Source organism: Kribbella sp. NPDC056951, from assembly GCF_042674205.1.
GTDB classification, from domain to species: domain Bacteria; phylum Actinomycetota; class Actinomycetes; order Propionibacteriales; family Kribbellaceae; genus Kribbella; species Kribbella yunnanensis.
Genome location: NZ_JBHUQZ010000001.1, coordinates 573843 through 598898 on the forward strand (window position 1 = coordinate 573843; position 25056 = coordinate 598898).

Genomic DNA, 25056 nt, shown 5'->3' on the forward strand with positions numbered 1-25056 from the left:
ATCCAAAGATTGAGTCTGACAGGCTCAACCAATGGCCCCACCAGGTCATTCCCGAGGTGCCCGGCGTTCGCTGAGGGTGAAATGGAGGGGGGCTCCGCCTCGCTCAGGCGGTCAGCAGGTCACCGATCTGGCGTAGGCCGGTGAGGTCGTGGACGTCGTCGGCCAATGCGGGCACCTCGACGGTCGGGATCGAGCGGTGACCGCGCTTGAACCGGTCGGCGCGCTTGTGATCGGCGACCACCTGCTGCATCTTGTCCGCGTGCAGCCGGAGCAGCGCGGCCGTCAGCGGCGACTTGTCCGCCTCCTCCAGCTTCTCCGCCGCCGCAAGCGACCGCTCGGCCGACAGATCGGTCGCCTCCGAGTTCGTCACCCGATTCAGTACGACGCCCGCCAGCGGCATGTTCTCTTCGCGCAACCGCTCGGTGAAGTACGACGCCTCCCGCAACGCGTCGTTCTGCGGAGCCGCGACCACGAGGAACGCGGTATGCGGCTCCCGCAGCAACGCCACCGTCTTGTCAGCCCGCTGCCGGAATCCACCGAACAGCGTGTCGAACGCGGCGACGAACGTCTGCACATCGGTCAGCACCTGCGCGCCGAGAACCTTGTTCATCACCGACATCGCCATGTTCACCGCCGTCGACATCAACCGGAACGGCCCTTTCGCCGGCGCCAGCAACAGCCGCAGGAACCGCCCCTCCAGCAGCGACGCAAGCCGCTCCGGCGCATCCAGGAAGTCCAACGCCGACCGCGACGGCGGCGTATCCACGACGATCAGATCCCAGTCCCCAGAAGCCTCAGCCTGCTTGTGCAGCTGCCCAAGCTTCTCCATCGCCATGTACTCCTGCGTCCCCGCGAACGAGGAAGACAACGCCAGATAGAACGGATTAGCCAGAATCTGCTCGGCCTTCTCGGGCGTCGCATGAGCCAGCACGACCTCGTCAAAGGTCCGCTTCATATCCAGCATCATCGCGTCCAGCTGCCCGTCACCACCCACCCCAGCAACCGCCCGAGGCGTGTTGTCCAACTCGGTAAGCCCCAACGACTGCGCCAACCGCCGAGCCGGATCAATAGTCAGTACGACGACCTTCCGCCCCCGCTCCGCCGCCCGCAACCCAAGCGCCGCCGCGGTCGTCGTCTTCCCCACCCCACCCGACCCACAAGTCACCACAATCCGAATCCCGGGGTCGTCAATCAACGCATCCAGATCCAGTTCGCTCATGCGCGGAACTCCTCGGCCAGGTCGATCAGGGTGCCGTGATCGATTCCTTCGGGCTGCAGCATCAGCTCGGTGACTTGCTTGCCTAGGGCATCTATTCGGTCGCGGTTCTCGCGCTCCAACCCCACCCGCACCGCGTGGTCCCGCGCCTCCGCCGCCAGTGTCGCCACCAACTCCTTGCTCACGGCAACTCCGGCCGCACGCAACCCCTTCGACAACTCCGTCGCGGGCAGTTTCTCCTTCACCGCAAGGGCAAGCGCGTCCTCGTCGAGCGGACTGTGCCGAACCATGTTCACCACGACCGACCCGATCCGCAGGTCCAACGCCTCCAACTGTTCGACCGCGTCCAACGTCTCCTGGACCGGCATCTCCTCCAGCAGCGTGACCAGGTGGATCCGCGTGACATCCGACCGCAGCATCCCCATGATCGCGTCGGCCTGGTTCCGGATCGGCCCGACCTTGGCGAGATTGGCGACCTCGTGGTTCACGTTCAGGAACGACCCGATCCGCCCGGTCGGCGGCGCGTCCAGCACGACCGCGTCGTACGCGAGCTTGCCGTGCGCCTTGCGCCGCGTCGCCTCGTAGACCTTGCCGGTCAGCAGTACGTCGCGTAGTCCGGGCGCGATCGTGGTCACGAAGTCGATCGCCCCCACTTTGTCGAGCGCCTTCCCAGCACGACCCAGGTGGTAATACATGTCGAGGTACTCGAGCAGCGCCGCCTCCGCATCCACGGCCAGCGCGAACACCTCCCCACCCCCGACCCCGGTCGCGATCTTGCGTTCGACGTACGGGAGAGGCGGTGCGTCGAAGAGCTGCGCGATGCCCTGGCGGCCCTCGACCTCGACCAGCAGTACCCGCTTACCCTGCTCGGCCAGCGCGAGCGCCATGGCCGCGGCAACGGTCGACTTCCCGGTGCCGCCTTTGCCGGTGACCACGTGGAGTCGCGCCATAAGGACCAGAGTAGGACGTGGCCCACGGCACACCCCGCACGCTCCCGTTAGAGTCCACCCTATGAAGAAGTTCGAGTACTTCACCGCGCCGCTGCTGGTCCACTCGACCAAGGAGATCCTGGACAACTTCGGCCAGGACGGCTGGGAGCTGGTCCAGGTCGTCCCGGGGATGAACCCGGAGAACCTGGTCGCCTACTTCAAGCGGGAGATCGAGTCCAAGTGAGCCACCCCGAGGAGAAGCTGGCCGAGCTCGGCCTGAAGCTGCCGGAGGTGGCCAAGCCGGTCGCCGCCTACGTTCCGGCCGTCCGGACCGGCAACCTGGTCTACACGTCCGGTCAGCTGCCGCTGCGCGAGGGCACCCTGATCGCCACCGGCAAGGTCGGCGACGCCGTCACCCCCGAGGTCGCGAGCGAGTGCGCACAGCAGTGCGCGCTGAACGCCCTGGCCGCGGTCAAGGCCGAGATCGGCGACCTGGCGAACATCAAGCGGATCGTCAAGGCCGTCGCGTTCATCGCCTCGACCCCGGAGTTCACCGGTCAGCCCCAGGTCGCCAACGGCGCCTCGGAACTGTTCGGCGCCGTCTTCGGCGACATCGGCCAGCACGCCCGCAGCGCAGTCGGCGTACCGGTCCTCCCCCTCGACGCCCCCGTCGAGGTAGAACTCATCTTCGAGGTCTGACCCCACCCCCGCCGCCCCCCACCGCAATTTGGCTGGCTAGGCAGGGGTTTTGGGGGTTCTCCACCGTGGTTAACGGTGGAGAACCCCCGATTTGGGTGGCTAGGCAGCCAAATCGGAGGTTGAGTGCATGGTGCGGGATCTGAGGTCCGAGCCGCTGACCGGCCGGATGGCCGAGGCGGCGTTCGCGCATGTCCGGGAGTCCCGGACCCCTGCGGAACCACGTCCCGCCTCGACCGTGATCCTGCTCCGCGACACCGCGGCCGGCCCGGAGGTCTACCTGCTCCGGCGGCAGCTGTCGATGGCGTTCGCCGCCGGTATGACGGTCTTCCCGGGCGGCCGCGTCGACCCGACCGACGCGACCGTCGCCGACTCGTGGTCCGGTCCGCCGCCCTCGTGGTTCGCCGACCGCCTCGGCTGCTCACGGGAAACAGCCTCCGCGTACGTCGCTGCCGCCGTACGGGAGACGTTTGAGGAATCCGGCGTCCTCCTCGCCGGTCCGTCAGCCTCATCGGTGGTCGCCGACACCAGCGGCGACGACTGGGAGGCCGACCGTGTCGCCCTCGAGAACCGTTCGCTTGGCTTCGCGGACTTCCTGCACCGCCGCGGCCTGGTCCTGCGCGCCGACCTGCTCGGCGCCTGGGCGCACTGGATCACCCCCGAGTTCGAACCGAAGCGCTACGACACCGCCTTCTTCGTCGCCGCCCTCCCGGCCGGCCAGATCACCCGCGACGTGACCAGCGAGTCCGACCAGGTCGCCTGGCTCCGCCCCGCCGACGCGGTGGCAGCCGCCGATACAGGCTCGGTCCTGATGCTTCCCCCGACGTACCTGAGCTGCGCCGACCTCACGCCGTACGACGACGTCGCCGCGGCCCTGGCCGCCGCCGGGAACCGCGAGATCCCCACGATCATGCCGACCCTCCGCATCGAAGCCGACCTCGCGTACCTCGAAAACACCGCCCTGGAGCTCCCGTGACCGCTGAACGAGTCACCGACTACGCAACCCGAGTCCTGGCCCCGAACCCAGGCCCGATGACGCTCGAGGGCACGAACACCTGGATCCTCCGCGCCCCGGAATCCGCCGCCGACCGACCTGACGCGGCTGCTGACGCGCCCCGGACCGCTCGCTCGATCGTGGTCGACCCCGGTCCGCCCCTCGAGGACCACCTCCGCGCCGTACTGGCGGCAGCGGGCGACGTAGCCGTCGTACTGATCACCCACAAGCACCCCGACCACACCGAAGGCGCCGCCTGGTTCGCGAACCAGGCCGGCTGCGGCGTCCGCGCCGTCGACCCCGCCTTCCGCATCCCCACCGACCACGCCCACGGCCTCGCCGAAGGCGACGTCATCACCGCCGACGGCCTCCGCGTCGAGGTCCTCCCCACCCCCGGCCACACCCTCGACTCCGTCTGCTTCTGGCTCCCGCAGGACGGCTCCCTCCTCACCGGCGACACCGTCCTAGGCCGCGGCACCTCCGTAGTAGCCCACCCCGACGGAGCCCTAGCCCCCTACCTAGACTCCCTCGAAAAACTCCTAGCCTTCACCAACTCCGCCGCCGCCCCGAAACGCCTACTCCCCGGCCACGGCCCAGTAATCACCGACCCCGCCACCGTCCTAACCCACTACCTAACCCACCGCCGCGAGCGCCTAGACCAAGTCCGCCAAGCCCTAGCCGCCGGCCACACCACCCCCGAGGCCGTCGTCAAACACGTCTACGCAGACGTAGACCCCACCCTCCACCCCGCCGCCGAACGCTCCGTCCGCGCCCAACTCGACTATTTGACTGGCTGACCAGCCATATCAGGGGTTCTCCACTCAAATTGCGGGTGTAGAACCCCTGATTTGAGTGCCTAGCCAGGCAAATGAGGGTTATCCACAGGTTTGGGTGAGGGCCCCCGGGGCGGGGTTGGGTGGGTGATCCTGGGGTGATGAACCCGGTACTTACGGCCGTCGCGAGCGTGCAAGGTGGTGTCTTCAGCCGTCGGCAGGCGCTCGACGCGGGGTACACGCCTGAACAGGTGCAGGAACGTCTGCGCGACGGTCGGTGGGAGCGTGTGCGTCACGGGCAGTACGCCGAACGAGTCGACCTCGGCCACCTCCCGCCCTGGGAACGCGAACTCCAGCTCCATCGGCGACTCGTCTATGCCGCGGCGAACTCGATGCGCCCCGGGACGTTCGCGGTGAGCCACCACTCTGCACTGATCATGCACGGCATCCCGGTGTGGGAGGCGGAACTGTCCGAGGTACAACTGACCAGGACGAGCGGCTGGCGCAACGGTCACGCAGCCGGCGTCAGGCACCATCGAGGAGTGCTGAGTACGGCGGACTTGGCCGCGGTCGACGGTTTGCCCGTCACCGCCCTGGCCCGCGCGCTGGCCGAGACCGCGGCCGCGAGTTCGTTCGAATCGGCGGTCGTGAGCGCGGACGCCGTACTGCGGACCGGTCAGGTACCCAGTGATGAGTTCGCACGTGTGCTCGGGGCGGCCGAATTCTGGCCGGGTGGTCCGACGCTACGAGCCGCGCTTGCCTTCGCGAATCCGTTGGCGGAGTCGGTCGGCGAGTCGCGGATGCGCGTCCTCATCCATCACCTGGGCCTGCCGGCACCCCTCCTGCAGGTGGTCTTCGAGGACTCTGACGGCTTCATCGGCCGGGTCGACTTCTACTTCCCCGACTACAACCTCGTGGTCGAATTCGACGGCCTGATGAAGTACTCCGACGGTTCGAGTGAGGTCTTGATCCAGGAGAAGATCCGCGAGGACCGGCTCCGGGCCCTCGGGCTGCAGGTCGTCCGGACCATCTGGGCCGACCTCGAAACCCCGGCCCGCACCGGCAGAATTCTCCGTGCCGCCTTCGACCGCTCCCGCCGTACCCATTTGGCTGGCTGAGCACGCAAATTGGGGGTTCTGCACTCATAACCACGGTGCAGAACCCCTGATCTCGGTGGCTAGCCAGCGAAATTGCGACCGTACGGCGGGGTGGGGACGGGCGCGGGGTTAGCGGGCTCGGCGTTGGAGGCGGTCTACGTCCAGGAGGACTACGGAGCGGGGTTCCAGGCGGACCCAGCCTCGGGAGGCGAAGTCGGCGAGGGCCTTGTTGACGGTTTCGCGGGAGGCGCCGACGAGTTGGGCCAGCTCTTCCTGGGTGAGGTCGTGGTGGACGTGGACGCCGTCGTCGGCGGTGCGGCCGAAGCGGCTGGCGAGGTCCAGGAGGGCCTTGGCGACGCGGCCGGGGACGTCGGAGAAGACGAGGTCGGCGACGACGTCGGAGACCTTGCGCAGGCGGGAGGCCAGCTGCAGGAGCAGGCCGCGGGCCACCTCGGGGCGGCCGGCCAGCCAGCGTAGGAGCTCGTCGTGGGTCAGCGACATCATCGAGGCGTCGGTGACGGCGGTGACGGTGGACGAGCGCGGTCCGGGGTCGAACAGTGACAGTTCGCCGAACATCTGGCCCGGGCCGAGGACGGCGAGCAGGTTCTCGCGGCCGTCGGCGGAGGTGCGGCCGAGCTTGACCTTGCCCTCGACGACGATGAACAGCCGGTCCCCGGAGTCGCCTTCGTGGAACAGCACCTGGCCACGGCGAAGCCGGCTCTCGGTCATCGAGGCGGCCAGCGCGTCGGCTGCCTCGTCGTCGAGCTGACTGAACAGCGGCGCCTGTTTGAGCACTGCGGCATCCACTTTGGGGCCTCCTAGGACCTTCGACCACGTCTTCGGCCGGGGGATCGCCCCGCCCGGCGAGGTGAGCGTATCCACCCGCTCGCCCCAAAACCGTAGCCCCTCCAGTGTCGGCCCCGCCACGTAGGCTGGCTGGTATGCCATCCCAGCGTGTCGCGGAAGCCGTCGTACACCCCGTCCCCGGGGCCTTGGAGACGGTGACGCTGAAGCTCCCCCGTAAGGCCCCGGTGTTCGCCGAGGAGACGTCCAGCCAGCTCGTCCGGCGGGCCCGGAAGATGCACAAAGTGCTCACCGACACCTACCCGGACGCGCACTGTGAGCTCGATTTCACGACTCCGCTCGAGTTGCTCGTGGCCACCATCCTGTCCGCCCAGACCACCGATGTGATGGTCAACAAGGTCACCCCGACGCTCTTCGCGAAGTATCCGACGGCCCAGGCGATGGCCGAGGCCGACCGCGAGGAGATGGAGGCGATCCTGAAGCCGACCGGCTTCTTCCGCGCCAAGACGAACAGCGTGATGAAGCTCGGCCAGGTCCTCGTCGACGAGTACGACGGGGTTGTCCCAGGCAAGCTCGAGGAGCTCGTGAAGCTCCCCGGGACCGGTCGCAAGACGGCGAACGTCGTCCTCGGCAACGCCTTCAACATTCCCGGGATCACCGTCGACACGCACTTCGGCCGGCTCGTCCGCCGGTTCGGTTGGACCGAGGAGGAGGACCCGGTCAAGGTCGAGCACATCATCGGTGACCTGTTCCCGAAGAAGGACTGGACGATGCTGTCGCACCGGCTGATCTTCCACGGCCGCCGCCGCTGCCACGCCAAGAAGCCCGCCTGCGGCGCCTGCCCGATCGCCCAGTGGTGCCCGTCGTACGGCGCTGGTCCGACCGACTACGAGTCCGCCGCGAAGCTGGTGAAGGTCCCGGCCGCGTGAGGCGCGTGCTGGCGGCCGCCGTCCTGGCCACGGTGCTGGCGGGCTGCGGAGCAGGAGCCGGTACGCCGAGCGCCGGGCCGAGCGCGATTCCCGGAGCCGACAAGTTGGTTGCCTGCCCACCGACCGAGTCCCGGCCGCCGGTGAGCAACGGTCTGCCCGACATCACGCTGCCGTGTCTCGGCAGCGGGCCGGATATCCGGCTGGCCGACCTCCGCGGCCCGCTGGTGATCAACGTGTGGGCGCAATGGTGTCCACCGTGCCGCGACGAAGCGCCGTACCTGGCGGCCGTGCAGAAGAAGGCCGCCGGCAAGCTGCAGATGCTGGGGATCGACTACGTGGACACGCGGCCGGAGCTGGCCGTGAAGTTCGCGCTCGACCGCGGGCTGAACTATCCGCACCTGGTCGACCGCGAGAAGCTGGTGCGCACGCCGTTCAAAGTCGGCGGCCCGCCGGTGACGGTCTTCGTGGACAAGGACGGCAAGTTCACGCTGCACAACGGGGCGTTCACCTCGCAGCAGCAGTTCGAGCAGTCGATCAAGGACCGGCTGGGGGTTTCGCTGTGACGTTCGACGACGTACAGATCCCGGACTGGCTGCGTCCGCTGGCGAAGGCCTCCTCGGACGTCGACCCGAACCTGCTGTCCCGCTTCCTGCCGCCCGACGACCCGTCGGTGCGGAACTCCGCCGTCCTCATCCTGCTTGCCGAAGGCAACGACGGTCCCGAGGTACTGCTGACCGAGCGCTCCTGGACGATGCGCAAACATGCCGGCCAGATCGCGTTCCCGGGCGGTGGTGTGGATCCCGAGGACGGGACCGGCGCGGAAGGCCTGGTCCGGACCGCGCTGCGGGAGGCCTGGGAGGAGACCGGGCTCGATCCGGACGGCGTCGTACCGTTCGCGACCTGGCCCGCGCTCTGGGTCCCGGTCAGCAACTTCGGCGTGACGCCGGTGCTGGCCTGGTGGCGGACGCCGTCCCCGGTGGCCGTGGTGGATCCGGCCGAGGTCGCCTCGGTGCTCACTGTCCCGGTGCAGACCTTGGCCGACCCGGCGTTGCGGGTCACCTGCCGGCATCCGTCCGGGTTCACCGGGCCGGCGTTCCTGGTCGGTGACCTGTTCGTCTGGGGATTTACCGCCGGGCTGCTGGACAAATTGCTGCTGCTCGGCGGCTGGGCGCGCGACTGGGACCCCTCGAACGTCGTACCTTTACCCGACCGACTGGTCGAGGCGGCCTGGCGGAGTGAGGGACGCCGTTCGGAGGACGTACGGCGGATGACCGCCATCGAGCACGACCTCGGCGGGAACGATCCGGAGGGTGTGGAGTGAGCAACCTCGACTGGGCGCTGGTGGTCGTCACGCTGCTGGTGGCGATCTCGGGGTACATCGAAGGCTTCGTGCTGGGTGCATGCGCCACCCTCGGGCTGCTCGGCGGCGCCGCAGTCGGCGTCTGGGGCGTACCGCGAGTGCTGGACAACTTCTCGCCGAGCGTCTCGGTGTCGTTCGCCGCCCTGGTCCTGGTGGTGATCCTGGCCTCGATCGGCCGCACGGTCGGCGCGATAGTCGGGTCGAAGCTGCGCAACAAGATCTCTTGGAACCCGGTCAAAGCGGTCGATGCGCTCGGCGGCGCCGTACTGGCCGCAGCCTCGGTCCTGATCGTCTCCTGGGTCCTCGGCGTCGCGGTGAGCGGCGCGCGGATCCCCAGCGTCACGTCGGCGGTCCGCGGGTCGGCGGTGCTGGCCAAGGTCGACCAGGTGCTGCCGAGTGGTGCCGACAAGGCGCTACAGGCGTTCAACGACGTGGTGAACACCGATCTGTTCCCCCGCTTCCTCGACCCGTTCGTGCCGGAGCGGATCCGCGACACCCAGCCGCCGGACAGCGCGATCGCCCGGCAGCCCGCCGTACGGCAGGCCTACAGCCGGATCGCCAAGGTCACCGGCGTCGCGAACTGCTCGCGCGGTCTTGAGGGCAGTGGGTTCGTCTATGCCCCGCAACGCGTGATGACGAACGCGCACGTCGTCGCCGGTGTCAGCGCACCGCAGGTCGAGGTGAACGGTAAGTCCTACGAGGCGAACGTCGTACTGTTCGATCCCGAGGTCGATATCGCCGTCCTGTACGTGCCGAAGCTGGACATCAAGCCGCTGCAGTTCGACTTCACCGCGAAGGCCGACGACCCGGCCGTCGTCCTCGGCTACCCGGAGAACGGCCCGTTCGACTCCGAGCCGGCCCGGATCCGCTCCGAGGAGCGCCTGCGCGGCCCGGACATCTACGGCGACCGGACGGTCACCCGGCAGGCCTTCTCGATCTGGGCCTCGGTCCGCCCGGGCAACTCCGGCGGCCCGCTGCTGTCCTCCAAGGGCACCGTGTACGGCGTGGTCTTCGCGGCCTCGGTCGAGGACAACCGCACCGGTTACGTGCTGACCGCCGAGCAGGTCTCCGACGACGCCCGCGACGGCGCATCCGCCACTCAAGAGGTCTCCACAAAAACCTGCACGTAGGGATGCAGCAGATCCGCCCGGTCGCCGCGTTCGAGGAGTGTGACGGCAACCATGGACGGACCGATGACGTACGACGAACTCGTGCGCTCGACCGAGCGCCGGCTGCTGCGTGTCGGTCTGATGCTCACCGGGAACGTGCACAGCGCCGAGGATCTGACGCAGACCGTGCTCGCCCGGGCGCACCGAGCCTGGGACTGGATCCGCGATCTGGACCATCCGGAAGCCTATCTGCGCAAGATGCTGGTCAACGAGTTCCTCAGCTGGCGACGAATCCTCAAGAACCGCGAGCTCCCACTGGCCGAACCGGTCGAGAGACCGTCCGACGAGGACATCGGCTCCCGCCAGGCGCTGAAAGACGCCACTTGGCAGTTGCTGACGAAGCTGCCTCGCCAGCAACGCGCCGTACTGGTCCTGCGCTACTACGAAGACCTGTCCGACGAGGAGATCGCCACCATCCTCGGAGTCGCCGCCGGTACCGTCCGGTCGAACGCATCCCGGGCCCTGGCCAACCTGCGCGACCACCTGTCCACCGAGGAGGACTGAGATGCCCAAGCTCACCGACGACCAGCTCGGCGACCTCCTCCGCGAAACCTTCGCCGACCACGAATCCGATTCATTGCCAGCAGCAACCAAACGCCGGCGCGTCGCGCCGATCCTGATCGCGGCAGCCGCCGTACTCGCCGTCGTCCTGGGCAGTGTCGTGTACGGCGTCCAGCGCCCCGACCCGGCGCCACCCGCAGCAACGCCCACGGCTGACACGAACGCCGACGTCTGGGCGACGGCGATCCGCAAGATCGCCACGGCCCACCAACCCGCCGGTGGCTGGCGGACACTCCGGATCTACACCACGCTGTGGAGGATCCAAGGCACCGAGGCGATTCCCGTGGAACCGAACGAGCCAATGCCGCCATCCGGCAGCCGAATGGGCTTCCAGGTGGAACGGGCCGAGCGGGACAGAATCGGGCGATTGGTCGGCGATCTCGCGCCGGTCGAATGGAGCGACGGGATTGCGGCCGCCTGTCCCCGAGACGTTGCCGAGATCACCATCGGACAGATCGCTCACTACCCGGATTACAAGCTGGTCAACGTACACATCACCTACGGCTGCACGAGCCGCGACAGCATCCTCGTCCAGGTCAACTGAGTGTGCTCAACCAGTCCAGTAGCTGGGTGTTGAAGAGTTCTGGGGTTTCCTCGTGGGGGAAGTGGCCGGCGGGGGTGATGAGTTCGTGCCGCAGTGGCGCCGTGACCAGGTGGGCCGGCGTCGTTGCGGTGGGGGAGACGGCTGGGTCCTGCGCTCCGTTGATCTGCAGGACCGGTACGGCGACCGGTGTGCGCATGCGGGCCGAATACTTCCGGCCGTCCGGGCGGAAGCGGGATCGGGCGAACCAGCGGTGATACTCCAGCGCACAATGCGGTGCCGGCCAAACCTGCAGTGCGGCGCGATACCGCCGCGACGCCTCCGCGTCTGGGAACGAACCACCGGGGGCCGCCCAGTCGCGGAGCAGTTGCTCGATGTGTACGCCGTCCTGCGCGAGCAACCGTCGTTCGGGCAGGACGGGGAGCTGGAACCACGCCGTGCGGCGCATGGCTTGTGCACGGCCGGATCGCGCCAGCAGCAAGGGATGTGGGGCCGACACGGCCGCTAGTGCGCGGACCTGACGTGGGGCCAGTACGGCGGCCGACCACCCGATGAAGCCACCCCAACCGTGGCCGACGACGACCGCATCCGGCGCCCCGAGTGAGCGGATCACACCGGAGACATCAGCGGCCGCGGTGTACGGGTCGTAACCGCGGGGTGTCTTGTCACTGGCGCCGTACCCGCGCAGGTCCATGGCGACCGCGCGATAGCCGGCAGCCGCGACGACCGGGAGCTGATGCCGCCAGGCCCACCAGAATTCCGGGAAGCCGTGCAGGAAGAGTACGAGCGGATCATCGGCCGCTCCGCACTCGGCGACGTGGAACCGTGCCCCGTTGGCCGCCACCAGCGAGTGCGACCAGGGCCCGTCGACCAGCAGGTCGACGACACCCGCCGGGCTCAGTCGCCCTTGCCGATCGCCTTGAGCACCTCGACCGACTCCTTCGAGGTCTCGATCGCCCGCTCCGGGCCCTTCGCCTTGCCGAGCGCGCGCTTGCCGAGCAGCACCAGCACGCCGGCGATGATCAGATAGACCACCGCGGCGGCCACGAACGCGAGCGCCGGGTGCAGGCCGATCGCCACGAAGGCGTAGCCCAGCGCGATGGACAGCAGGATGATCGCGAGCAACCCCAGGAAGGCCGCACCACCGAACATCCCGGCGCCGGTCCCGGCCGCGACCGCGGTCTTCTTGAGCTCGGTCTTGGCCAGCTCGACCTCGCTGCGGACCAGGTCGGACAGGTCCTTGCTGGCCTTGGCCACCAGTTGGCCGACCGTGGGCTCGTCCCCGCTCATGGTGCTCCTTCCGTGCGTCCGTGCTCCGACACTACCGTGCGTACCGGCGGTTGCGACGCACGAGTAACACCGAGGCGGCCAGCGCGGCCAGCACCGAGGCGATCAACACCGCCGCCTTCGCGCGCTCGACCTGCGCGACATCACCGGCGAACGCGAGCTGCGCGATCAGCAGTGCGACGGTGAACCCGATTCCGGCGAGCACCGACACGGCGGCGACATCCCGCCACTCGAGGTCGTTGTTCAGCTCGGCGCGGGTGAAGCGCGCGGTCAGCCACGATCCGCCGAACACCCCGATCGCCTTGCCGAACAGCAGTCCCGCGGCGATCCCGATCGCGACCGGGTCGGTCACCAGCTGCCGGATCGCGTCACCGCTCAACGTCACACCGGCCGCGAACAACGCGAACACCGGTACGGCGACACCTGCCGACCACGGGCGTAGTCGATGCTCGATGCGCTCGGCCGGTGCGTGTTCCTCGCCCGGATCCGCGACCACCCGGGTGACGAACCCGAGCGCGACACCGGCGATCGTGGCGTGGATCCCGGACTCGTGCATGAACCACCAGGTCGCGACCGCGATCGGGACGTACAGGAACGCCGTACGGATGCGGTAGCGCTGGAGGATGTACCAGACCACGATCAGGGCGGCGGCCGCGAGCAGTGGGAGCAGGCGGAATCCGTGACTGAAGAAGACGGCGATGACCAGGATCGCGCCGAAGTCGTCGACGACCGCGAGGGTGAGCAGGAATGCTCTGAGGGCGCTCGGCAACGATGAGCCGACGATCGCCAGCACCGCCAGGGCGAACGCGATATCCGTTGCCGTGGGCACCGCCCACCCCTCGGGCCTGCCGTCCTTGAGGTTGACGGCGAGATAGATGATTGCCGGGAGCACCATTCCGCTGATCGCCGCGACGACCGGGACGACGGCCTCGCTCACCTTCGACAACGAGCCGACCACGAGCTCGCGCTTGAGCTCGACGCCGGCCAGGTAGAAGAACAATGTGAGCGCGCCGTCGGAGGCCCACGACTCGACCGTGAGCGGTCCGAGCTGCAAATCGCGAACATGGTGGTACGCGTCCTGCCACGGCGAATTCGCCCAGATCAACGCGACTACCGCAGCACTGAGCAGCAGCATCCCGCCGGTCGTCTCGGCGCGCAGGGTGTCCGCGACGAAGTCGCGCTCGCGGCCGAGCAGATTCGGGAAGACGCGTCGAGTGCTCATCGGGGCCTTTCGGCTTTGGGGGTCGGTCGACTCATCGCCGACCAGACTTCCCGGCACACCCAGGGTCAGTCTACGTGGGTCCAGACGCGCGGATCCGGCCCCTTCGGCACGATTCCGGTGGGATTGATGGTGGTGTGGGTCACGTAGTAGTGCCGCTTGATCTGGTCGAAGTCGACCGTCTCCCCGAAGCCCTCGCGCTGATAGAGCCGGCGCGCGTAGGCCCACAGGTGCGGGAACTCGGTCAGCTTGTTCCGGTTGCACTTGAAATGACCGTGGTACACCGCATCGAACCGCACCAACGTGGTGAACAGCCTGATGTCGACCTCCCGCAGCGTGTCGCCGAGCAGGTAGTCGCGGTCCCGCAGCCGCTCCTCGAGTACGTCGAGCCGGGCGAACAGAGCGTCGTACGCCGCCTCGTACGCCTCCTGGCCGGTGGCGAACCCGCAGCGGTAGACGCCGTTGTTCACGTCACGGTAGATCTCGTCGATCAGCTGATCCATCTCGGCCCGATCGTCGGGGATCAGCTGCGGGGCGCCATCCCGGTGGTGGTCGACCCACTCGGTCGACAGGTCGAGCGTGATCTGCGGGTAGTCGTTGGTGACCACCAGCCCGGACACCGTGTCGACGATCGCGGGCACGGTGACACGGCCGTCGTACGACGGGTCTGTGCGCAGGTAGGCCTCGGACAGGTACTGGATGCCGAGGACCGGGTCCCGGTCGTCCGGGTCGAGCGTGAACCGCCAGCCCTTCTCGTCGCGGATCGGGTCGACCACGGCCAGGCTGATCGCGTCCTCGAGCCCGAGCAGCCGCCGTACGATCACCGAGCGGTGCGCCCAGGGACAGGCCAGGCTGACGACCAGGCGGTACCGACCGGGCTCGACCGGCCACCGGCCTTCGGCGTCCGGACCCTCGCCGGGGGACGAGGCGGAAGCGCGGCTGATCCGGTCGGTGAACCGGTTCCCCTGCCGCTTCCACTCGCCGTTCGATCCACTTTCGTTCACGAACTGTGCGCGACGCATAACGTTAAAACTACCCTGACTCGTCACTGGCCGTGAGTCGGTGGCAGCGGTTACAGTCGGGCTGACATGGTCCACCGCGACAGCGCCGTCGCGGAGTCCAGAAAGCACCCGATCGATCAGCACGACGGTCGCGGTCAGCGCCCCCGGCAACCGGTTTGCCGGCCAGAATTCCAGGGATACTGAGCTCATGGCCCGCCCACGGAACAACCCCGGCGACCTCGCCGATCTCCCCACGGAGCTGCGGCCCGACCGGCCCAAGGGTGACCAGATTCGCGAGATCCTGGAGAACCTCACCCGCTCGCTGGCCGTCGGTACCGTGCTCCCCTCGGAGCGCGTCCTGGCCGAGCGCTTCGGCGTGGCCCGGATGACAGTGCGCCAAGAGGTCGACCGCGTAGTGGCCGAAGGCCTGGCCGCCCGCCGCCCCGGCGGCGGCACCTTCGTCGCCGAGCCGCGCCCGTCGAGGATGCTGGCCTCCTCCTTCAGCCAGGACATGGTCGCCCGCGGCATCACCCCCGGCGCCAAAGTCCTCGAACACCGAGTAGGCGCCGCCGACGACACCCTCGCCCGCGAGCTCGAAGAGCCCCTGGGCACCCCCGTCCTGCACCTGGTCCGCCTCCGCACCGCCGACGGCGAACCCATGGCCATCGAGCGCACCGCCCTCTCCCTACGCCGCTACCCCGGCCTGGAAGAAGTCGACCTGGCCCAGAACTCCCTCTACGGCATCCTCGCCGAACGCTGGGGCGTAGCCCTGGGCATGGTCTCCGCCTCCATCGTCGCCGCCCCACCCGAAGGCGACGACGCAGAGCTCCTGGAGATCCCGCCCACCACGCCCTGCCTCATCATCACCTCAGCCCCCCGCACCGCCTCCGGTGAAGTCATCGAATTCGGCCGAAGCACCTACCGCTCCGACCGCTACGACATCACCGTCGCGTACCGGGCTACGTAGTTTCTTCCCCCAGCGTGCTACGCGGTCACTCCTGCGTCGCGCCCACTACGCGCGCTCCCGCCCGCCCTCCACCTTCCTCCGGGCTACCGCCCGGGACCTGCGGGCTGCCGCCCGCGATCGACTGCGTCGGCTGGAGTGGTGAGTACCCGAACTGTGGTGATGAGCGACTTCCTGAGCGTCATCGACTGTCTTGATCACTTGCTGCAATCGGCACCACGGTGCCGATATCGGCACAGTAATGCCGATATCGGCACTATAGTGTTGCCGTGGACATGTCGAACCCCGTCAGCACAGTGCTCACCTCCTTGGAGGGTGCAGTACTTCAAGTGCTGGCCCGCACAACAGCTCCACTGACCGGGAGCAAGGTCCATCAGTTGGCAGCAGTTGGCAGTGAGACGGGGACTCGGAAGGTGCTGCGACGGCTTGCGACTACCGGACTTGTCAGCGCGACGGAGGTCGGAGCCGCAGTGCAGTACACGCTGAACCGCGATCACCTGGCGGCGCATGCCGTTATGGAACTGGTGTCGCTGCGTCAGCGGCTGTTCGACTCAATCAGTGCGGCGATAGCGACGTGGCAGGTCAAGCCGGACCATGCGAGCGTCTTCGGTTCAGCGGCGCGGGGCGACGGCGACGTCGACAGCGACATCGATCTGCTGATCATCCACGGTTTCGGTGAAGACCCGACTCAGGAGCGGCTCGACCAGGTCGACGATCTTGCCGACCAGGTGTACCGCTGGAGCGGCAACCACCTGCAGGCGTACACGCTCGACCGGCCGGGGTTTCTCCAGCACATCCGGGCGGACGAGCCGATCGTCAAGGACTGGCGGCGCGATGCGGTCACCGTCTACGGAGCAGACTTCCGGACGTTCATGAACGCCCTCGTTCGTGATGAGGCTGGGCAGTGACCCCGCAGACAGGCCGCACGCAGGAATGCAATCGCGGGCAAGCGGTCGTGCGCCTGAATCAGGCACGGGCCTTCTTGGAAGCTGCTGAGCTCGTCGGCATGGTCGATGACGAGCTGGCCAACGACAATGTTGCCGCTGCTATGGCAGTACTCGCTGGCATCGCGGCCGCCGACGCGGCTTGCTGTGCGACACTCGGGCGCCGCTCTCGGGGACAGGACCACCGACAGGCGATCCGGCTGGTCGAGCAGGCAGGTGCCGATGGCAAGATCTTGGCGAAGGCGCTCGGGCGTTTGCTCGACATCAAGGACGGTGCGCATTACGGCATGGTCTACGTCGGTACTCAGCAAGCCAAGGCGGCCTTGAAGAGCGCGACCATTCTGGTCGAAGGAGCATCCCGTTTGATCACGCTGTAGCCCGAAGAAAGGTCGAGCGGGCGGGGCCTGTGTGATACGCCGCGGACCGCCCGGCCATCACAATTGTCAGTCGCCGCCTCGCCGCCTCGCCCCACGCCTCAGGTGCAGGTTCGGCGAGCAGTTGTGATGGCCTGCAGGTCCGGCCAACACCAGTTGGCCGGTGGTGCGTGACGCCAGGGACACGTAGTGGTGCCTCGCTGGACAACTTGAGTGCTGCTCACAAGCGTGGGCGATCGTCCGCTGGCCGACTAGTACGTGTCCTTAGCGCCATCCAGGCGCGCCCGCGGCGGAACATTCCCCATCACCACCCGTCGTCATCGGGAAGACGCCAAGCCCGGGTTGTCGATCGCGAGCGGGAGCGAGCAGGCCCGGGCGATAGCCTGAAGGAAGGTACGGGTGGGCGGGTGCGCGCGGAGCGGGCGCGACGCAGGAGCGACTGCGGGAGCGTGCGGGGGAGACTCAGGCGTTCAGACTGCGAAGGATGTTGGGCTTTTCCAGGCGGCTGACGATTTCGACGGTCAGCGCTTGCACGAGCATGGCGCCGATCATGGTGGAGGTGGCGCCGGTTCGTTCGGGGGTGGTGTCGACCGCGATGACCGCGTCGCCGGGGACTCCGCAGTTGTCGATGACTACGTCGGCGGTTTCGAAGAGGCGTTGGCCGGTGGGAGCTCGGGAGGTTACCGCGGTGGTGTGGGCCATTGAGGTGAGGGCGATGACGTGGGCGCCGCGCTCCCGGACTCCTAGGGCGAACTCAACGGGTACGGCGTTCCGGCCGGAGTTCGAGGCGATCAGTACGACGTCGCCGGCCTCGATGTCGTTGGTTTGCAGCAGTACGTCGGCCAGCCCCGGAAGTCGTTCGAGCAGCGAACTCTTCGCCAAACCCTCATGCAGCATCAGGCCCGGTTCAAGAACGGCCCGTACGTCGGCCAACCCGCCCGCGCGGCCGTAGAGTTCCTCGGCGATCAAATGGCTGTGGCCGGTTCCGAAGACCCAGAAGCGGTGGCCGCTGGTCATCGCCTCGACGACCAACGCGGCGGCGACCTGGATTGCTCCGATCTGGGTCTCGGCCGCGCGGTGTGCGATCGCCAGTGCCTGCTGCAGGTACTCCGAAGCCCCGGTCATGCGCGCGAATTTACCGCCGATCCGGGGCGTCGGGCGAGCATTCGAACTAGACCACTTGCCCCGCGACAACCCCGATGGCCGCCCGGTGGTGCTGGGGCCGATCCACCTCATCCACGAGTGCGATCGCGAGGTCGGCGTACGAGATCAGCTCGCTGGCCACTGCCGGCGCGACCCGATAGCTGCCCGTCCGGTCCGGCACAGCGTGGTTGAAGTCGCCGGTCGGTGCCACCGAGACCCAGTCGAGTGTCGATGCCTGGAAGACGTCTAGTGCTGCCTGGTGCGCCAGGAAGAACGGCCGGTACTCGTTCGGATAATCGCCAGTGTCCATCAGCAACGTCCCGTCCGCGGTCGGCAGGATCGACGACAACCCGACCCACACCAGCCGCTCGGCACCCGCCTTCGACAGCCCGTCGACCAACGCGCCAGCGGCTCGAGGGAAGAACGCCGTCGGGTCCGAACCACCGTCGTACACCGCCGCGATCACCGCGTCCTGCCCCGCCGCCAGCTCAGCAATCCGATCCGCATCAGTCACGTCACCGACGACCAGACCATCACCGCCGGTACGCGCAACCGCGGTCACCTCGTGCCCTCGTCGTACCGCCTCCGAAACAGCTGCTTTGCCTGCGCGCCCGCGGGCGCCGATCACCAAGATTCTGCTCATGCCGGCGACTGTAAAAAACGACCTGGTTACCGGTTGGATACTGTGGAATGCATGGAGGCGTTGCGCGCGGACATGTTCGACGAGATCTGCCCGTCGACCTTGCTCCCGTTCCGGATCGGCCCGGACAAATGGTCAGCCTTGGTGATCAAGTGCCTCGAGGACGGTCCGCGCCGGTTCTCCGAGCTCCGCATCCCGCTGGCCCGCGTCACCCCGAAGGTGCTGACCCAATCCCTGCGCGCCCTCGAGCGGGACGGCTTCGTCCGCCGTACGGAAGAAACGACGCCGGTACGACGTGTCACCTACGAGCTCACCGATTTGGGGCGCGGCCTGCTCCAACAGGTCTATTTGCTCTGCGACTGGAGTTCCGAGCACTGGGACGAGCTGCTCGACGCGCGCGAATCCTGACCCTCGGCGGCCCCTAACCTGCGCCAATGCCGCCCCTGAGGCTTGTCGCGATCGTTGCCGTCCCAGTCCTGGTTGCAGCCTGCGCGCAGCCCGAGGCCAGGTATCCGCAGAGCCTCGCTCCGTGCGACCTGCTCCCGACCGAGGCCGCACACAAGCTCACCGACGTCGGTGCGAAACTCGGCGGACCGCAGCCGAAGGAGTCGCAGTTCATCGTGCCGGACGACTTCTGCCTGTGGCGTTACAAGCAGGAGAAGGCGCATTTCTGGTCGGACTACAAACGCGGCCCGGCCGAGCGCAGAGTGTTTCTCGATGTGAACGTCATCTCGGCCGACAGTGGGGGCGCGCCGAAGGCGTCGACCAGCTTCGCCGAGGAGCGGGCACGGCGGCACCAGAACGATGAGCGCGACGTCACCATCCCGGGGATCGGTGATGAAGCGTACGCAGTCACGCCGCTGATCTTCGAGAAGCGTCCCGAAACGACCGTGCAGTTCCGCCGCTCGAACGCCCTCGTGACGGTCACCCTCTCGGGAAGCGATTGCTGTGTCGGCAACGGCAAGGCCGACATCCCGCCGGACAAACGGCGAAAGCTGGTGGTCGCCCTGGCCCAGGCGGTCGACGACTACCTGCTCCAGCGGTGAGACCACCCGTCGTACTGGTCGTCCTGTTCGGCGCAGCAGGAGGGCAGCTCGGCGATACCAAGGTTCCGTGGACGGGTCTGCGTTGGTAGAAAGGGGTCGGGCGCTCCGACGCGCCGAAGCCACGAGGAGGAGTCGCCGACGTGACGAATGCAGAGTCACCGCAGTCCGAAGCCCTGTCGAACCTGATGCACGAGGAACGTCGGTTCGAGCCGCCGGCCGAGCTCGCGGCGAACGCGAACCTGAAGGCGGACGCGTACGAGCGTGCCGAGGCCGACTTCGAGGGGTTCTGGGCCGAGCAGGCCAAGCGGATCACGTGGGCCGTCGAGCCGACCGAGACGCTGGACTGGAGCAACCCGCCGTTCGCGAAGTGGTACGCCGACGGCAAGCTGAACGCGGCGTACAACTGCGTCGACCGGCACGTGGAGAACGGCCTCGGCGACAAGGTCGCGTACTACTTCGAGGGTGAGCCCGGTGACACCCGCGAGATCACCTACGCCCAGCTGAAGGACCAGGTCAGCCAGGCGGCCAACGCGCTGCTCGAGCTGGACGTCCAGCCCGGCAACATCGTCGCCATCTACATGCCGATGATCCCCGAGACGGTCGTGGCGATGCTCGCCTGCGCCCGGATCGGCGCTCCGCACACGGTCATCTTCGGCGGGTTCTCCTCCGAGGCGCTGAAGGACCGCATCCTCGACTGCGACGCGCGCGTCGTGATCACCTCCGACGGCGGCTACCGCCGCGGTGCACCGGCCGCGCTGAAGCCGGCGGTCGACGCTGCACTGGTGGACTGCCCCGACGTACGCAACGTGCTCGTGGTGAACCGCACCGGCCAGGAGACCGCCATGGTCGACGGTCGCGACCTGTGGTGGGAGGACTTCGTCGGCAAGCAGTCGACCGAGCACACCCCGGAGGCGTTCGACGCCGAGCACCCGCTGTACGTGATGTACACGTCCGGCAGCACCGGCAAGCCGAAGGGCATCCTGCACACGACCGGCGGGTACCTGGTCGGGACGTCGTACACGCAGTGGGGCGTCTTCGACCTCAAGCCGGAGACCGACGTGTACTGGACCGCGGCCGACATCGGCTGGGTCACCGGCCACAGCTACATCGTGTACGGCGCCCTCGCGAACGCGACCACGTCGGTGCTCTACGAGGGCACCCCGGATACCCCGCACCAGGGCCGTTGGTGGGAGATCATCGCGAAGTACAAGGTCTCGATCCTGTACTGCGCTCCGACCGCGATCCGCACGTTCATGAAGTGGGGCGCGGACATCCCGGCGAAGTTCGACCTGTCGACGCTGCGCGTGATCGGGTCGGTCGGCGAGCCGATCAACCCGGAGGCCTACGTCTGGTACCGCGAGCACATTGGCGGCAACAACGCGCCGGTCGTCGACACCTGGTGGCAGACCGAGACCGGTATGCACATGATCTCCCCGCTGCCCGGCGTCACCGCCGGCAAGCCGGGCGCCGCGATGAAGGCGATCCCGGGCGTCAGCGTGGATGTCGTCGACGACGCCGGCAAGTCGGTGCCGAACGGTTCCGGCGGCTACCTGATCATCGACAAGCCCTGGCCGTCGATGCTGCGCACCCTGTGGGGCGACGACGAGCGCTTCAAGGACACCTACTGGTCACGCTGGCCGGGCGTGTACTTCGCCGGTGACGGCGCCAAGAAGGACGAAGACGGCGACATCTGGCTGCTCGGCCGCGTCGACGACGTGATGAACGTGTCCGGTCACCGCCTGTCCACAACCGAGATCGAGTCCGCCCTGGTCTCACACCCCAAGGTCGCCGAAGCCGCCGTAGTCGGCGCCTCCGACCCGACCACCGGCCAGGCCATCGCCGCCTTCGTCATCCTCCGCTCCGAAGCCGGCGACGGCGGCCCCGACGTAGTCCAGGAACTCCGCAACCACGTCGCCAAGGAAATCGGCCCGATCGCCAAACCCCGCCAGATCATGGTCGTCGCCGAACTCCCCAAAACCCGCTCCGGCAAGATCATGCGCCGCCTCCTCCGCGACGTAGCCGAAAACCGCGAGGTAGGCGACGTCACCACGCTGGCCGATTCCACCGTCATGGACCTGATCAAGACCAACCTGTCGAAGTCCGACGAGGACTGACACCACGCCGTACGACGTACTGAGGCCCCAGGACCCTTCTGGGGCCTTAGTGTTTTCCGCGTGCTGGAAGCGAAGCGGATCGAGCAGACGGACCAGGAGCGGTCGGGGCTGGCTCAGCAGTGGGGGTGGCGGTTTCGGGCGGATGCGCCGGAGTTGGCGGATGTGTGGCGGGTGTTGCCGTTTACGGAGCGTGGGGATCAGCGGATCGCGTTCGGGGCGGTGGACGGGCTGTTCAACCAGGTGCCGTTCGTGGCGTTCGACTTCCATCGGCGGCCGACGGTCACGCATGTTCATGATGCGTGGACGAACAAAGAGGTCAACACGCTCGACTCCGTCACCATCGACTCGGTGTGGGTGGTGAAACTGCCGATGGCGTTGCCGTTCTTCCAGATCGCTTCGAGTACGGACCCGGCGTTCGACGTCGACCCTTATCCGGAACCGCAGACGCCGGACCGGAAGTTCAACCGGTGGTACAAACTGATCGACACCGATCCGAACGTCGCGGCGTACTTCTTGCACCCGGACCTGATGCAGTTCATGCGGAAGCAGAAGCTGCACACCTGGGCGGTTGTCGGGGACGACCTGCTGGCGATGGAGCACCCGATCTTCGGGCGGACCAAGCCGGACGCGATCGTCGAGACGCTGGGCAAGCTCGTGCAGCTGGTCGGGCTGCTGCCGTTCCAGGCCTTCGCTCCGCCGCCGCGATGACCGCGTTCGTCGCGATCATCCATGCCGGGCTGGCCGCGGCCTGGGTTGGTGGGATGGCGTACTCGCTGTTCGTCGTCCAACCCAAACTCAAGCGGTACTTCGGTCCGGACGCGGCCGGTCGTGAGTCGCTCACCACGGTGATTGCCTCCGGCAACCGGTGGAAGGTGGTCGGGCTGATCGCGGTGATCGCGCTCAGCGGGCTCGGTCTGCTGCTCCTCGACGACTTCGCGTACTGGTGGATCCACGCGGTCAAGGGCCTGCTGTTGCTGATGGCAACAGGTATCTTCTGGTACGTCTCCTGGAAACACTGGCCGGCCCGCGTCTTCGCCACCGCCACCGAAGTGCCCGCCCTGCAACGCCGCCTGATCGTCCTCGCCACCACCATGCTCGGACTGGCCGCACTCGCCTTCGCCCTCGGGGTACTCGCAACCCACCTATGACGTTCACCACTGGGCCGTAGGCGAACGCCGCCCGGTATGCCAGGATCGAGCCTCACATCGGAGGTGATCGCATTGGAGCAGGAGACCCTGCAACTGCTGGTGAGCATGCACCGGATCGTCCGGTACTTGCGCCGGAGCCGAAGTTCCGTCCTGCACCCGACCCAGTTCCTCGCCCTGATGCTGGTCGCCGACGAGCAACCGATCCGGATCGGCGAGATCGCCGCCCGCGTCCCCTGCTCCCAGCCCACCGCGACCACCACGGTCGCCGCCCTCGAAGAAGCCGGCCTGGTCCGCCGCGAACCCGACCCCGTCGACGGCCGCGCCACCGCCGTCGTACTGACCGAAGCCGGCGCCACCACCGTCGCCGACTCCGGCCGCCAAGCCGCCGAGGAACTCGGCAAACTCCTGCACCGCCTCGACCCCGAAGAACGCACCCTCGTCCTCAACGCCGGCGAACTCCTCAACCGCCTGGCCCGCGACCTCTAACCCCCGTCTCGCCCCCGCCCCACCCCGCCCTGCCACGCCCGGCCCCGCCCCCTCGTCGCCGCCGGCGACCCCCCCCATCTCGCGGGATATCCACTCAGTTGGGGGGTTGCCCCCTGAGATTCCGAGGGGGCAACCCCCGATGTGGATGGGCATCCCCTCAGTTGGGGGGTTGGCGGGGGGAGTGGGGGGTTGCCCGCTGAGATGGGGGTTGGGGGTGCGGAGTTGCCGGTATGGCGGTTGTCGGGGGAGCGCGCCGACGGACTGTTGGTGGTGGGCGGGTGGTTGCGTCTGGGGATGGCGGCGGGGGACTACTTGCGGCCGGGGTGCCGAGTAGACGAATTCGGCGTGGGCCGAAGGGGGGATTCGGGTGGGGACGAAGGTCTCGTGGGGTGGACCTGGGGTGGGCAGAATTGTGGCATGATCCAGATTCATTTCAGCGCGGCAGACCTGGGGCGGGTGGTGTTCCCGGCGGAGCCGGAGCCCTTGTGGGAGGCGGCGCTGGCGGCGCGGGCGCTCAGTGCGCCTGCCGCGCGGGACAGCCTTCCGCCGGTCGCGCGCCGGTGGCGGCAGGCGGCGGCGCCGCTGGTGTCACCGTCGATGCGGCCGCTGTTCAAGCTGATCGCCCCGAGTGGCTGGTTCCCCGACTTCCTCACCCCGACTGTCTCGACCCCAGGCGTGAAACCGGCCGCCGAACTGCTCTCCGAAACCCCCGCAGAGGTCTTCCGCGAGGAGCTGGACGAACGCTTCCCCCGCAACGCCGACCCCTACCTGCACGGCCTCCGCTCCGGCCAACCCGCCGCCCGCGAAGCCCTCGGTACGGCGGTCGTCGACTTCCACCAGAACGTCCTGGCCCAGTCCTCCGACGAACTGGCCCGCCGGTACGCGGGTGATCTCGCCCAGCGCGCCCACACCCTGATGAACGGCGGCATCGAGACCCTCCTCCAAACCCTGCATTCCGACGTCGAGTGGTCTGCCCCGGTACTCACCGTCCACACCCAGCGCCCCAACCAGGCCATCGACGTCCACCTCCGCGGCCGCGGGCTCCAGCTCTACCCCTCACCCCTGATCGCCGAATGCCTGGTCGACGACGCCCCCCGCCGCCGCCCCGTCCTCATCTACCCCTGCGCCGACGCCCCCGCCGCCGAACCCCAAGACCCCGACACCGACCCCCTGGCCGCCCTCCTTGGCCGAACCCGAGCCGCCGTACTCCGCTCCCTCATCACCCCCGCCAGCACCACCCAACTGGCCCGCCGAGTCCGCATCTCCCTCGCCTCAACCTCCGAACACACCAGGATCCTCCGAGCCGCCGCCCTCATCACCACCCACCGCTCCCAAGGCACCTCCCTGCACTCCCTGACCCCCACCGCCCAAACCCTCCTGCAACAAAACACCTAGGTACGCCGTCGGTCGGCCCGCTAAGGTGAATACGCCGGGGGACACGAGTCCCTCGGAAGTGGACCCGGAAGCCTACCGGACGGTGGGCGTGCCGGGTCTCGCGCTTTCTGGGACGGGGCACTCCGGGGCATCGCGGGGTTTCCCGGGGATTCCAGGGGCACGGCTCGGGGCATCCAGGGGTTTCCAGGGGCAGATTGGAAATTGTTCTTCCGCCAGGCGGCGAATC

The 25056-nt window shown here is 68.0% G+C and carries 30 protein-coding genes; 21 read left to right on the forward strand and 9 right to left on the reverse strand.

What is annotated here, in order from left to right:
- Window positions 1-103 precede the first annotated feature (103 nt).
- Complete coding sequence (locus ACFTSF_RS02810) at window positions 104-1219, reverse strand: ArsA family ATPase (protein ID WP_380152169.1); 1116 nt, start codon at window positions 1217-1219, stop codon at window positions 104-106.
- Window positions 1216-2166 carry an ArsA-related P-loop ATPase gene (locus ACFTSF_RS02815; RefSeq protein ID WP_344148234.1) on the reverse strand — a complete coding sequence of 317 codons (951 nt, stop codon included), beginning with the start codon at window positions 2164-2166 and terminating at the stop codon, window positions 1216-1218. The genes ACFTSF_RS02810 and ACFTSF_RS02815 overlap by 4 nt, the downstream gene beginning before the upstream one ends.
- Before the next feature lie 61 nt (window positions 2167-2227).
- Here ACFTSF_RS02815 and ACFTSF_RS02820 point away from each other — a divergent pair, with 61 nt between their 5' ends.
- The 5 genes from ACFTSF_RS02820 (at window position 2228) to ACFTSF_RS02840 (ending at window position 5726) form a co-directional block, all read left to right on the forward strand.
- On the forward strand, window positions 2228-2389 hold the full coding sequence (locus ACFTSF_RS02820) for a DUF4177 domain-containing protein (RefSeq protein WP_132413438.1): 162 nt from the start codon (window positions 2228-2230) through the stop codon (window positions 2387-2389).
- A complete protein-coding gene (locus ACFTSF_RS02825) occupies window positions 2386-2844 on the forward strand; it encodes a RidA family protein (RefSeq protein WP_380152170.1) in 459 nt (152 codons plus the stop codon). The genes ACFTSF_RS02820 and ACFTSF_RS02825 overlap by 4 nt, the downstream gene beginning before the upstream one ends.
- A 127-nt stretch (window positions 2845-2971) precedes the next feature.
- Window positions 2972-3817: an NUDIX hydrolase gene (locus tag ACFTSF_RS02830; protein WP_380152171.1), complete on the forward strand. Its 846-nt coding sequence runs from the start codon at window positions 2972-2974 to the stop codon at window positions 3815-3817.
- Entirely contained in the window at window positions 3814-4632 is an 819-nt protein-coding gene (locus ACFTSF_RS02835) for an MBL fold metallo-hydrolase (RefSeq protein WP_380152172.1), read from the forward strand. Before ACFTSF_RS02830 ends, ACFTSF_RS02835 begins: the two co-directional genes overlap by 4 nt.
- A gap of 137 nt (window positions 4633-4769) precedes the next feature.
- A complete protein-coding gene (locus ACFTSF_RS02840; RefSeq protein ID WP_380152173.1) occupies window positions 4770-5726 on the forward strand; it encodes a type IV toxin-antitoxin system AbiEi family antitoxin domain-containing protein in 957 nt (318 codons plus the stop codon).
- A 108-nt stretch (window positions 5727-5834) separates the two neighbouring features.
- On the opposite strand, the gene ACFTSF_RS02845 is transcribed toward ACFTSF_RS02840, so the two are convergent.
- Complete coding sequence (locus tag ACFTSF_RS02845) at window positions 5835-6512, reverse strand: cyclic nucleotide-binding domain-containing protein (RefSeq protein WP_171678263.1); 678 nt, start codon at window positions 6510-6512, stop codon at window positions 5835-5837.
- 134 nt (window positions 6513-6646) lie between these two features.
- Here ACFTSF_RS02845 and nth point away from each other — a divergent pair, with 134 nt between their 5' ends.
- The 6 genes from nth to ACFTSF_RS02875 are packed head-to-tail and all read left to right on the forward strand — an operon-like array spanning window position 6647 to window position 11072.
- Window positions 6647-7438: an endonuclease III gene (gene nth / locus ACFTSF_RS02850; RefSeq protein WP_380152174.1), complete on the forward strand. Its 792-nt coding sequence runs from the start codon at window positions 6647-6649 to the stop codon at window positions 7436-7438.
- Window positions 7435-8001: a TlpA family protein disulfide reductase gene (locus ACFTSF_RS02855; protein WP_380152175.1), complete on the forward strand. Its 567-nt coding sequence runs from the start codon at window positions 7435-7437 to the stop codon at window positions 7999-8001. Before nth ends, ACFTSF_RS02855 begins: the two co-directional genes overlap by 4 nt.
- Window positions 7998-8759, forward strand: a complete 762-nt coding sequence (locus tag ACFTSF_RS02860; protein ID WP_380152176.1) for an NUDIX hydrolase — start codon at window positions 7998-8000, stop codon at window positions 8757-8759. Before ACFTSF_RS02855 ends, ACFTSF_RS02860 begins: the two co-directional genes overlap by 4 nt.
- Window positions 8756-9928: a MarP family serine protease gene (locus ACFTSF_RS02865; RefSeq protein WP_344148259.1), complete on the forward strand. Its 1173-nt coding sequence runs from the start codon at window positions 8756-8758 to the stop codon at window positions 9926-9928. Before ACFTSF_RS02860 ends, ACFTSF_RS02865 begins: the two co-directional genes overlap by 4 nt.
- A gap of 51 nt (window positions 9929-9979) precedes the next feature.
- On the forward strand, window positions 9980-10471 hold the full coding sequence (locus tag ACFTSF_RS02870) for a SigE family RNA polymerase sigma factor (RefSeq protein ID WP_380152177.1): 492 nt from the start codon (window positions 9980-9982) through the stop codon (window positions 10469-10471).
- A gap of 1 nt (window position 10472) precedes the next feature.
- The gene (locus tag ACFTSF_RS02875; RefSeq protein WP_380152178.1) at window positions 10473-11072 is read left to right on the forward strand and encodes a hypothetical protein; all 600 of its coding nucleotides are present in this window, start codon (window positions 10473-10475) and stop codon (window positions 11070-11072) included.
- Here the strand turns inward: ACFTSF_RS02875 and ACFTSF_RS02880 are convergent.
- The 4 genes from ACFTSF_RS02880 to ACFTSF_RS02895 all read right to left on the reverse strand — a co-directional run bounded on the left by ACFTSF_RS02880 (window position 11065) and on the right by ACFTSF_RS02895 (window position 14597).
- Complete coding sequence (locus ACFTSF_RS02880) at window positions 11065-11913, reverse strand: alpha/beta fold hydrolase (protein WP_380152179.1); 849 nt, start codon at window positions 11911-11913, stop codon at window positions 11065-11067. The genes ACFTSF_RS02875 and ACFTSF_RS02880 overlap by 8 nt on opposite strands.
- A 53-nt stretch (window positions 11914-11966) precedes the next feature.
- Window positions 11967-12359 (reverse strand): phage holin family protein, encoded by a 393-nt coding sequence (locus ACFTSF_RS02885; RefSeq protein ID WP_344148271.1) that lies wholly within the window; start codon window positions 12357-12359, stop codon window positions 11967-11969.
- A gap of 31 nt (window positions 12360-12390) precedes the next feature.
- Window positions 12391-13578 (reverse strand): Na+/H+ antiporter NhaA, encoded by a 1188-nt coding sequence (nhaA, locus tag ACFTSF_RS02890; RefSeq protein WP_380152180.1) that lies wholly within the window; start codon window positions 13576-13578, stop codon window positions 12391-12393.
- Window positions 13579-13643: 65 nt separating this feature from the next.
- Window positions 13644-14597 carry a glutathione S-transferase family protein gene (locus tag ACFTSF_RS02895; RefSeq protein ID WP_380152181.1) on the reverse strand — a complete coding sequence of 318 codons (954 nt, stop codon included), beginning with the start codon at window positions 14595-14597 and terminating at the stop codon, window positions 13644-13646.
- A 187-nt stretch (window positions 14598-14784) separates the two neighbouring features.
- Here ACFTSF_RS02895 and ACFTSF_RS02900 point away from each other — a divergent pair, with 187 nt between their 5' ends.
- From ACFTSF_RS02900 to ACFTSF_RS02910, 3 genes are all read left to right on the forward strand, one after another.
- Window positions 14785-15543 carry a GntR family transcriptional regulator gene (locus ACFTSF_RS02900; RefSeq protein ID WP_344148280.1) on the forward strand — a complete coding sequence of 253 codons (759 nt, stop codon included), beginning with the start codon at window positions 14785-14787 and terminating at the stop codon, window positions 15541-15543.
- Window positions 15544-15953: 410 nt separating this feature from the next.
- Window positions 15954-16448 carry a nucleotidyltransferase family protein gene (locus tag ACFTSF_RS02905; RefSeq protein WP_380152182.1) on the forward strand — a complete coding sequence of 165 codons (495 nt, stop codon included), beginning with the start codon at window positions 15954-15956 and terminating at the stop codon, window positions 16446-16448.
- Window positions 16445-16861 carry a hypothetical protein gene (locus tag ACFTSF_RS02910; RefSeq protein ID WP_380152183.1) on the forward strand — a complete coding sequence of 139 codons (417 nt, stop codon included), beginning with the start codon at window positions 16445-16447 and terminating at the stop codon, window positions 16859-16861. Before ACFTSF_RS02905 ends, ACFTSF_RS02910 begins: the two co-directional genes overlap by 4 nt.
- 459 nt (window positions 16862-17320) lie before the next feature.
- Here the strand turns inward: ACFTSF_RS02910 and ACFTSF_RS02915 are convergent, their stop codons facing one another.
- Entirely contained in the window at window positions 17321-17983 is a 663-nt protein-coding gene (locus ACFTSF_RS02915) for a sugar isomerase domain-containing protein (protein ID WP_380152184.1), read from the reverse strand.
- A 46-nt stretch (window positions 17984-18029) separates the two neighbouring features.
- Window positions 18030-18644 carry an NAD(P)-dependent oxidoreductase gene (locus ACFTSF_RS02920; RefSeq protein WP_380152185.1) on the reverse strand — a complete coding sequence of 205 codons (615 nt, stop codon included), beginning with the start codon at window positions 18642-18644 and terminating at the stop codon, window positions 18030-18032.
- A gap of 51 nt (window positions 18645-18695) precedes the next feature.
- Here ACFTSF_RS02920 and ACFTSF_RS02925 point away from each other — a divergent pair, with 51 nt between their 5' ends.
- The 7 genes from ACFTSF_RS02925 (at window position 18696) to ACFTSF_RS02955 (ending at window position 24830) form a co-directional block, all read left to right on the forward strand.
- Window positions 18696-19049 (forward strand): winged helix-turn-helix transcriptional regulator, encoded by a 354-nt coding sequence (locus ACFTSF_RS02925; protein ID WP_380152186.1) that lies wholly within the window; start codon window positions 18696-18698, stop codon window positions 19047-19049.
- A 26-nt stretch (window positions 19050-19075) separates the two neighbouring features.
- Window positions 19076-19687, forward strand: a complete 612-nt coding sequence (locus tag ACFTSF_RS02930; protein ID WP_380152187.1) for a hypothetical protein — start codon at window positions 19076-19078, stop codon at window positions 19685-19687.
- Between the two features lie 185 nt (window positions 19688-19872).
- A complete protein-coding gene (acs, locus tag ACFTSF_RS02935; protein ID WP_380153073.1) occupies window positions 19873-21801 on the forward strand; it encodes an acetate--CoA ligase in 1929 nt (642 codons plus the stop codon).
- 60 nt (window positions 21802-21861) lie between these two features.
- Window positions 21862-22509 carry a hypothetical protein gene (locus tag ACFTSF_RS02940; protein ID WP_380152188.1) on the forward strand — a complete coding sequence of 216 codons (648 nt, stop codon included), beginning with the start codon at window positions 21862-21864 and terminating at the stop codon, window positions 22507-22509.
- On the forward strand, window positions 22506-22949 hold the full coding sequence (locus ACFTSF_RS02945; RefSeq protein WP_380152189.1) for a hypothetical protein: 444 nt from the start codon (window positions 22506-22508) through the stop codon (window positions 22947-22949). The genes ACFTSF_RS02940 and ACFTSF_RS02945 overlap by 4 nt, the downstream gene beginning before the upstream one ends.
- A gap of 63 nt (window positions 22950-23012) precedes the next feature.
- Window positions 23013-23435 carry a MarR family transcriptional regulator gene (locus tag ACFTSF_RS02950; RefSeq protein ID WP_344148304.1) on the forward strand — a complete coding sequence of 141 codons (423 nt, stop codon included), beginning with the start codon at window positions 23013-23015 and terminating at the stop codon, window positions 23433-23435.
- Between the two features lie 417 nt (window positions 23436-23852).
- A complete protein-coding gene (locus ACFTSF_RS02955; RefSeq protein ID WP_380152190.1) occupies window positions 23853-24830 on the forward strand; it encodes a winged helix-turn-helix domain-containing protein in 978 nt (325 codons plus the stop codon).
- Window positions 24831-25056: the final 226 nt, after the last annotated feature.

Coding starts and splice junctions, on each gene's coding strand:
- ACFTSF_RS02810 (WP_380152169.1), bottom strand. CDS start 1,219: ATGAGCGAACTGGATCTGGATGCGTTGATTGACGACCCCGGGATTCGG.
- ACFTSF_RS02815 (WP_344148234.1), bottom strand. CDS start 2,166: ATGGCGCGACTCCACGTGGTCACCGGCAAAGGCGGCACCGGGAAGTCG.
- ACFTSF_RS02820 (WP_132413438.1), top strand. CDS start 2,228: ATGAAGAAGTTCGAGTACTTCACCGCGCCGCTGCTGGTCCACTCGACC.
- ACFTSF_RS02830 (WP_380152171.1), top strand. CDS start 2,972: ATGGTGCGGGATCTGAGGTCCGAGCCGCTGACCGGCCGGATGGCCGAG.
- ACFTSF_RS02840 (WP_380152173.1), top strand. CDS start 4,770: ATGAACCCGGTACTTACGGCCGTCGCGAGCGTGCAAGGTGGTGTCTTC.
- nth (WP_380152174.1), top strand. CDS start 6,647: ATGCCATCCCAGCGTGTCGCGGAAGCCGTCGTACACCCCGTCCCCGGG.
- ACFTSF_RS02870 (WP_380152177.1), top strand. CDS start 9,980: ATGGACGGACCGATGACGTACGACGAACTCGTGCGCTCGACCGAGCGC.
- ACFTSF_RS02875 (WP_380152178.1), top strand. CDS start 10,473: ATGCCCAAGCTCACCGACGACCAGCTCGGCGACCTCCTCCGCGAAACC.
- ACFTSF_RS02885 (WP_344148271.1), bottom strand. CDS start 12,359: ATGAGCGGGGACGAGCCCACGGTCGGCCAACTGGTGGCCAAGGCCAGC.
- nhaA (WP_380152180.1), bottom strand. CDS start 13,578: ATGAGCACTCGACGCGTCTTCCCGAATCTGCTCGGCCGCGAGCGCGAC.
- ACFTSF_RS02895 (WP_380152181.1), bottom strand. CDS start 14,597: ATGCGTCGCGCACAGTTCGTGAACGAAAGTGGATCGAACGGCGAGTGG.
- ACFTSF_RS02900 (WP_344148280.1), top strand. CDS start 14,785: ATGGCCCGCCCACGGAACAACCCCGGCGACCTCGCCGATCTCCCCACG.
- ACFTSF_RS02915 (WP_380152184.1), bottom strand. CDS start 17,983: ATGACCGGGGCTTCGGAGTACCTGCAGCAGGCACTGGCGATCGCACAC.
- ACFTSF_RS02920 (WP_380152185.1), bottom strand. CDS start 18,644: ATGAGCAGAATCTTGGTGATCGGCGCCCGCGGGCGCGCAGGCAAAGCA.
- ACFTSF_RS02925 (WP_380152186.1), top strand. CDS start 18,696: ATGGAGGCGTTGCGCGCGGACATGTTCGACGAGATCTGCCCGTCGACC.
- ACFTSF_RS02930 (WP_380152187.1), top strand. CDS start 19,076: ATGCCGCCCCTGAGGCTTGTCGCGATCGTTGCCGTCCCAGTCCTGGTT.
- acs (WP_380153073.1), top strand. CDS start 19,873: ATGCACGAGGAACGTCGGTTCGAGCCGCCGGCCGAGCTCGCGGCGAAC.
- ACFTSF_RS02945 (WP_380152189.1), top strand. CDS start 22,506: ATGACCGCGTTCGTCGCGATCATCCATGCCGGGCTGGCCGCGGCCTGG.
- ACFTSF_RS02955 (WP_380152190.1), top strand. CDS start 23,853: ATGATCCAGATTCATTTCAGCGCGGCAGACCTGGGGCGGGTGGTGTTC.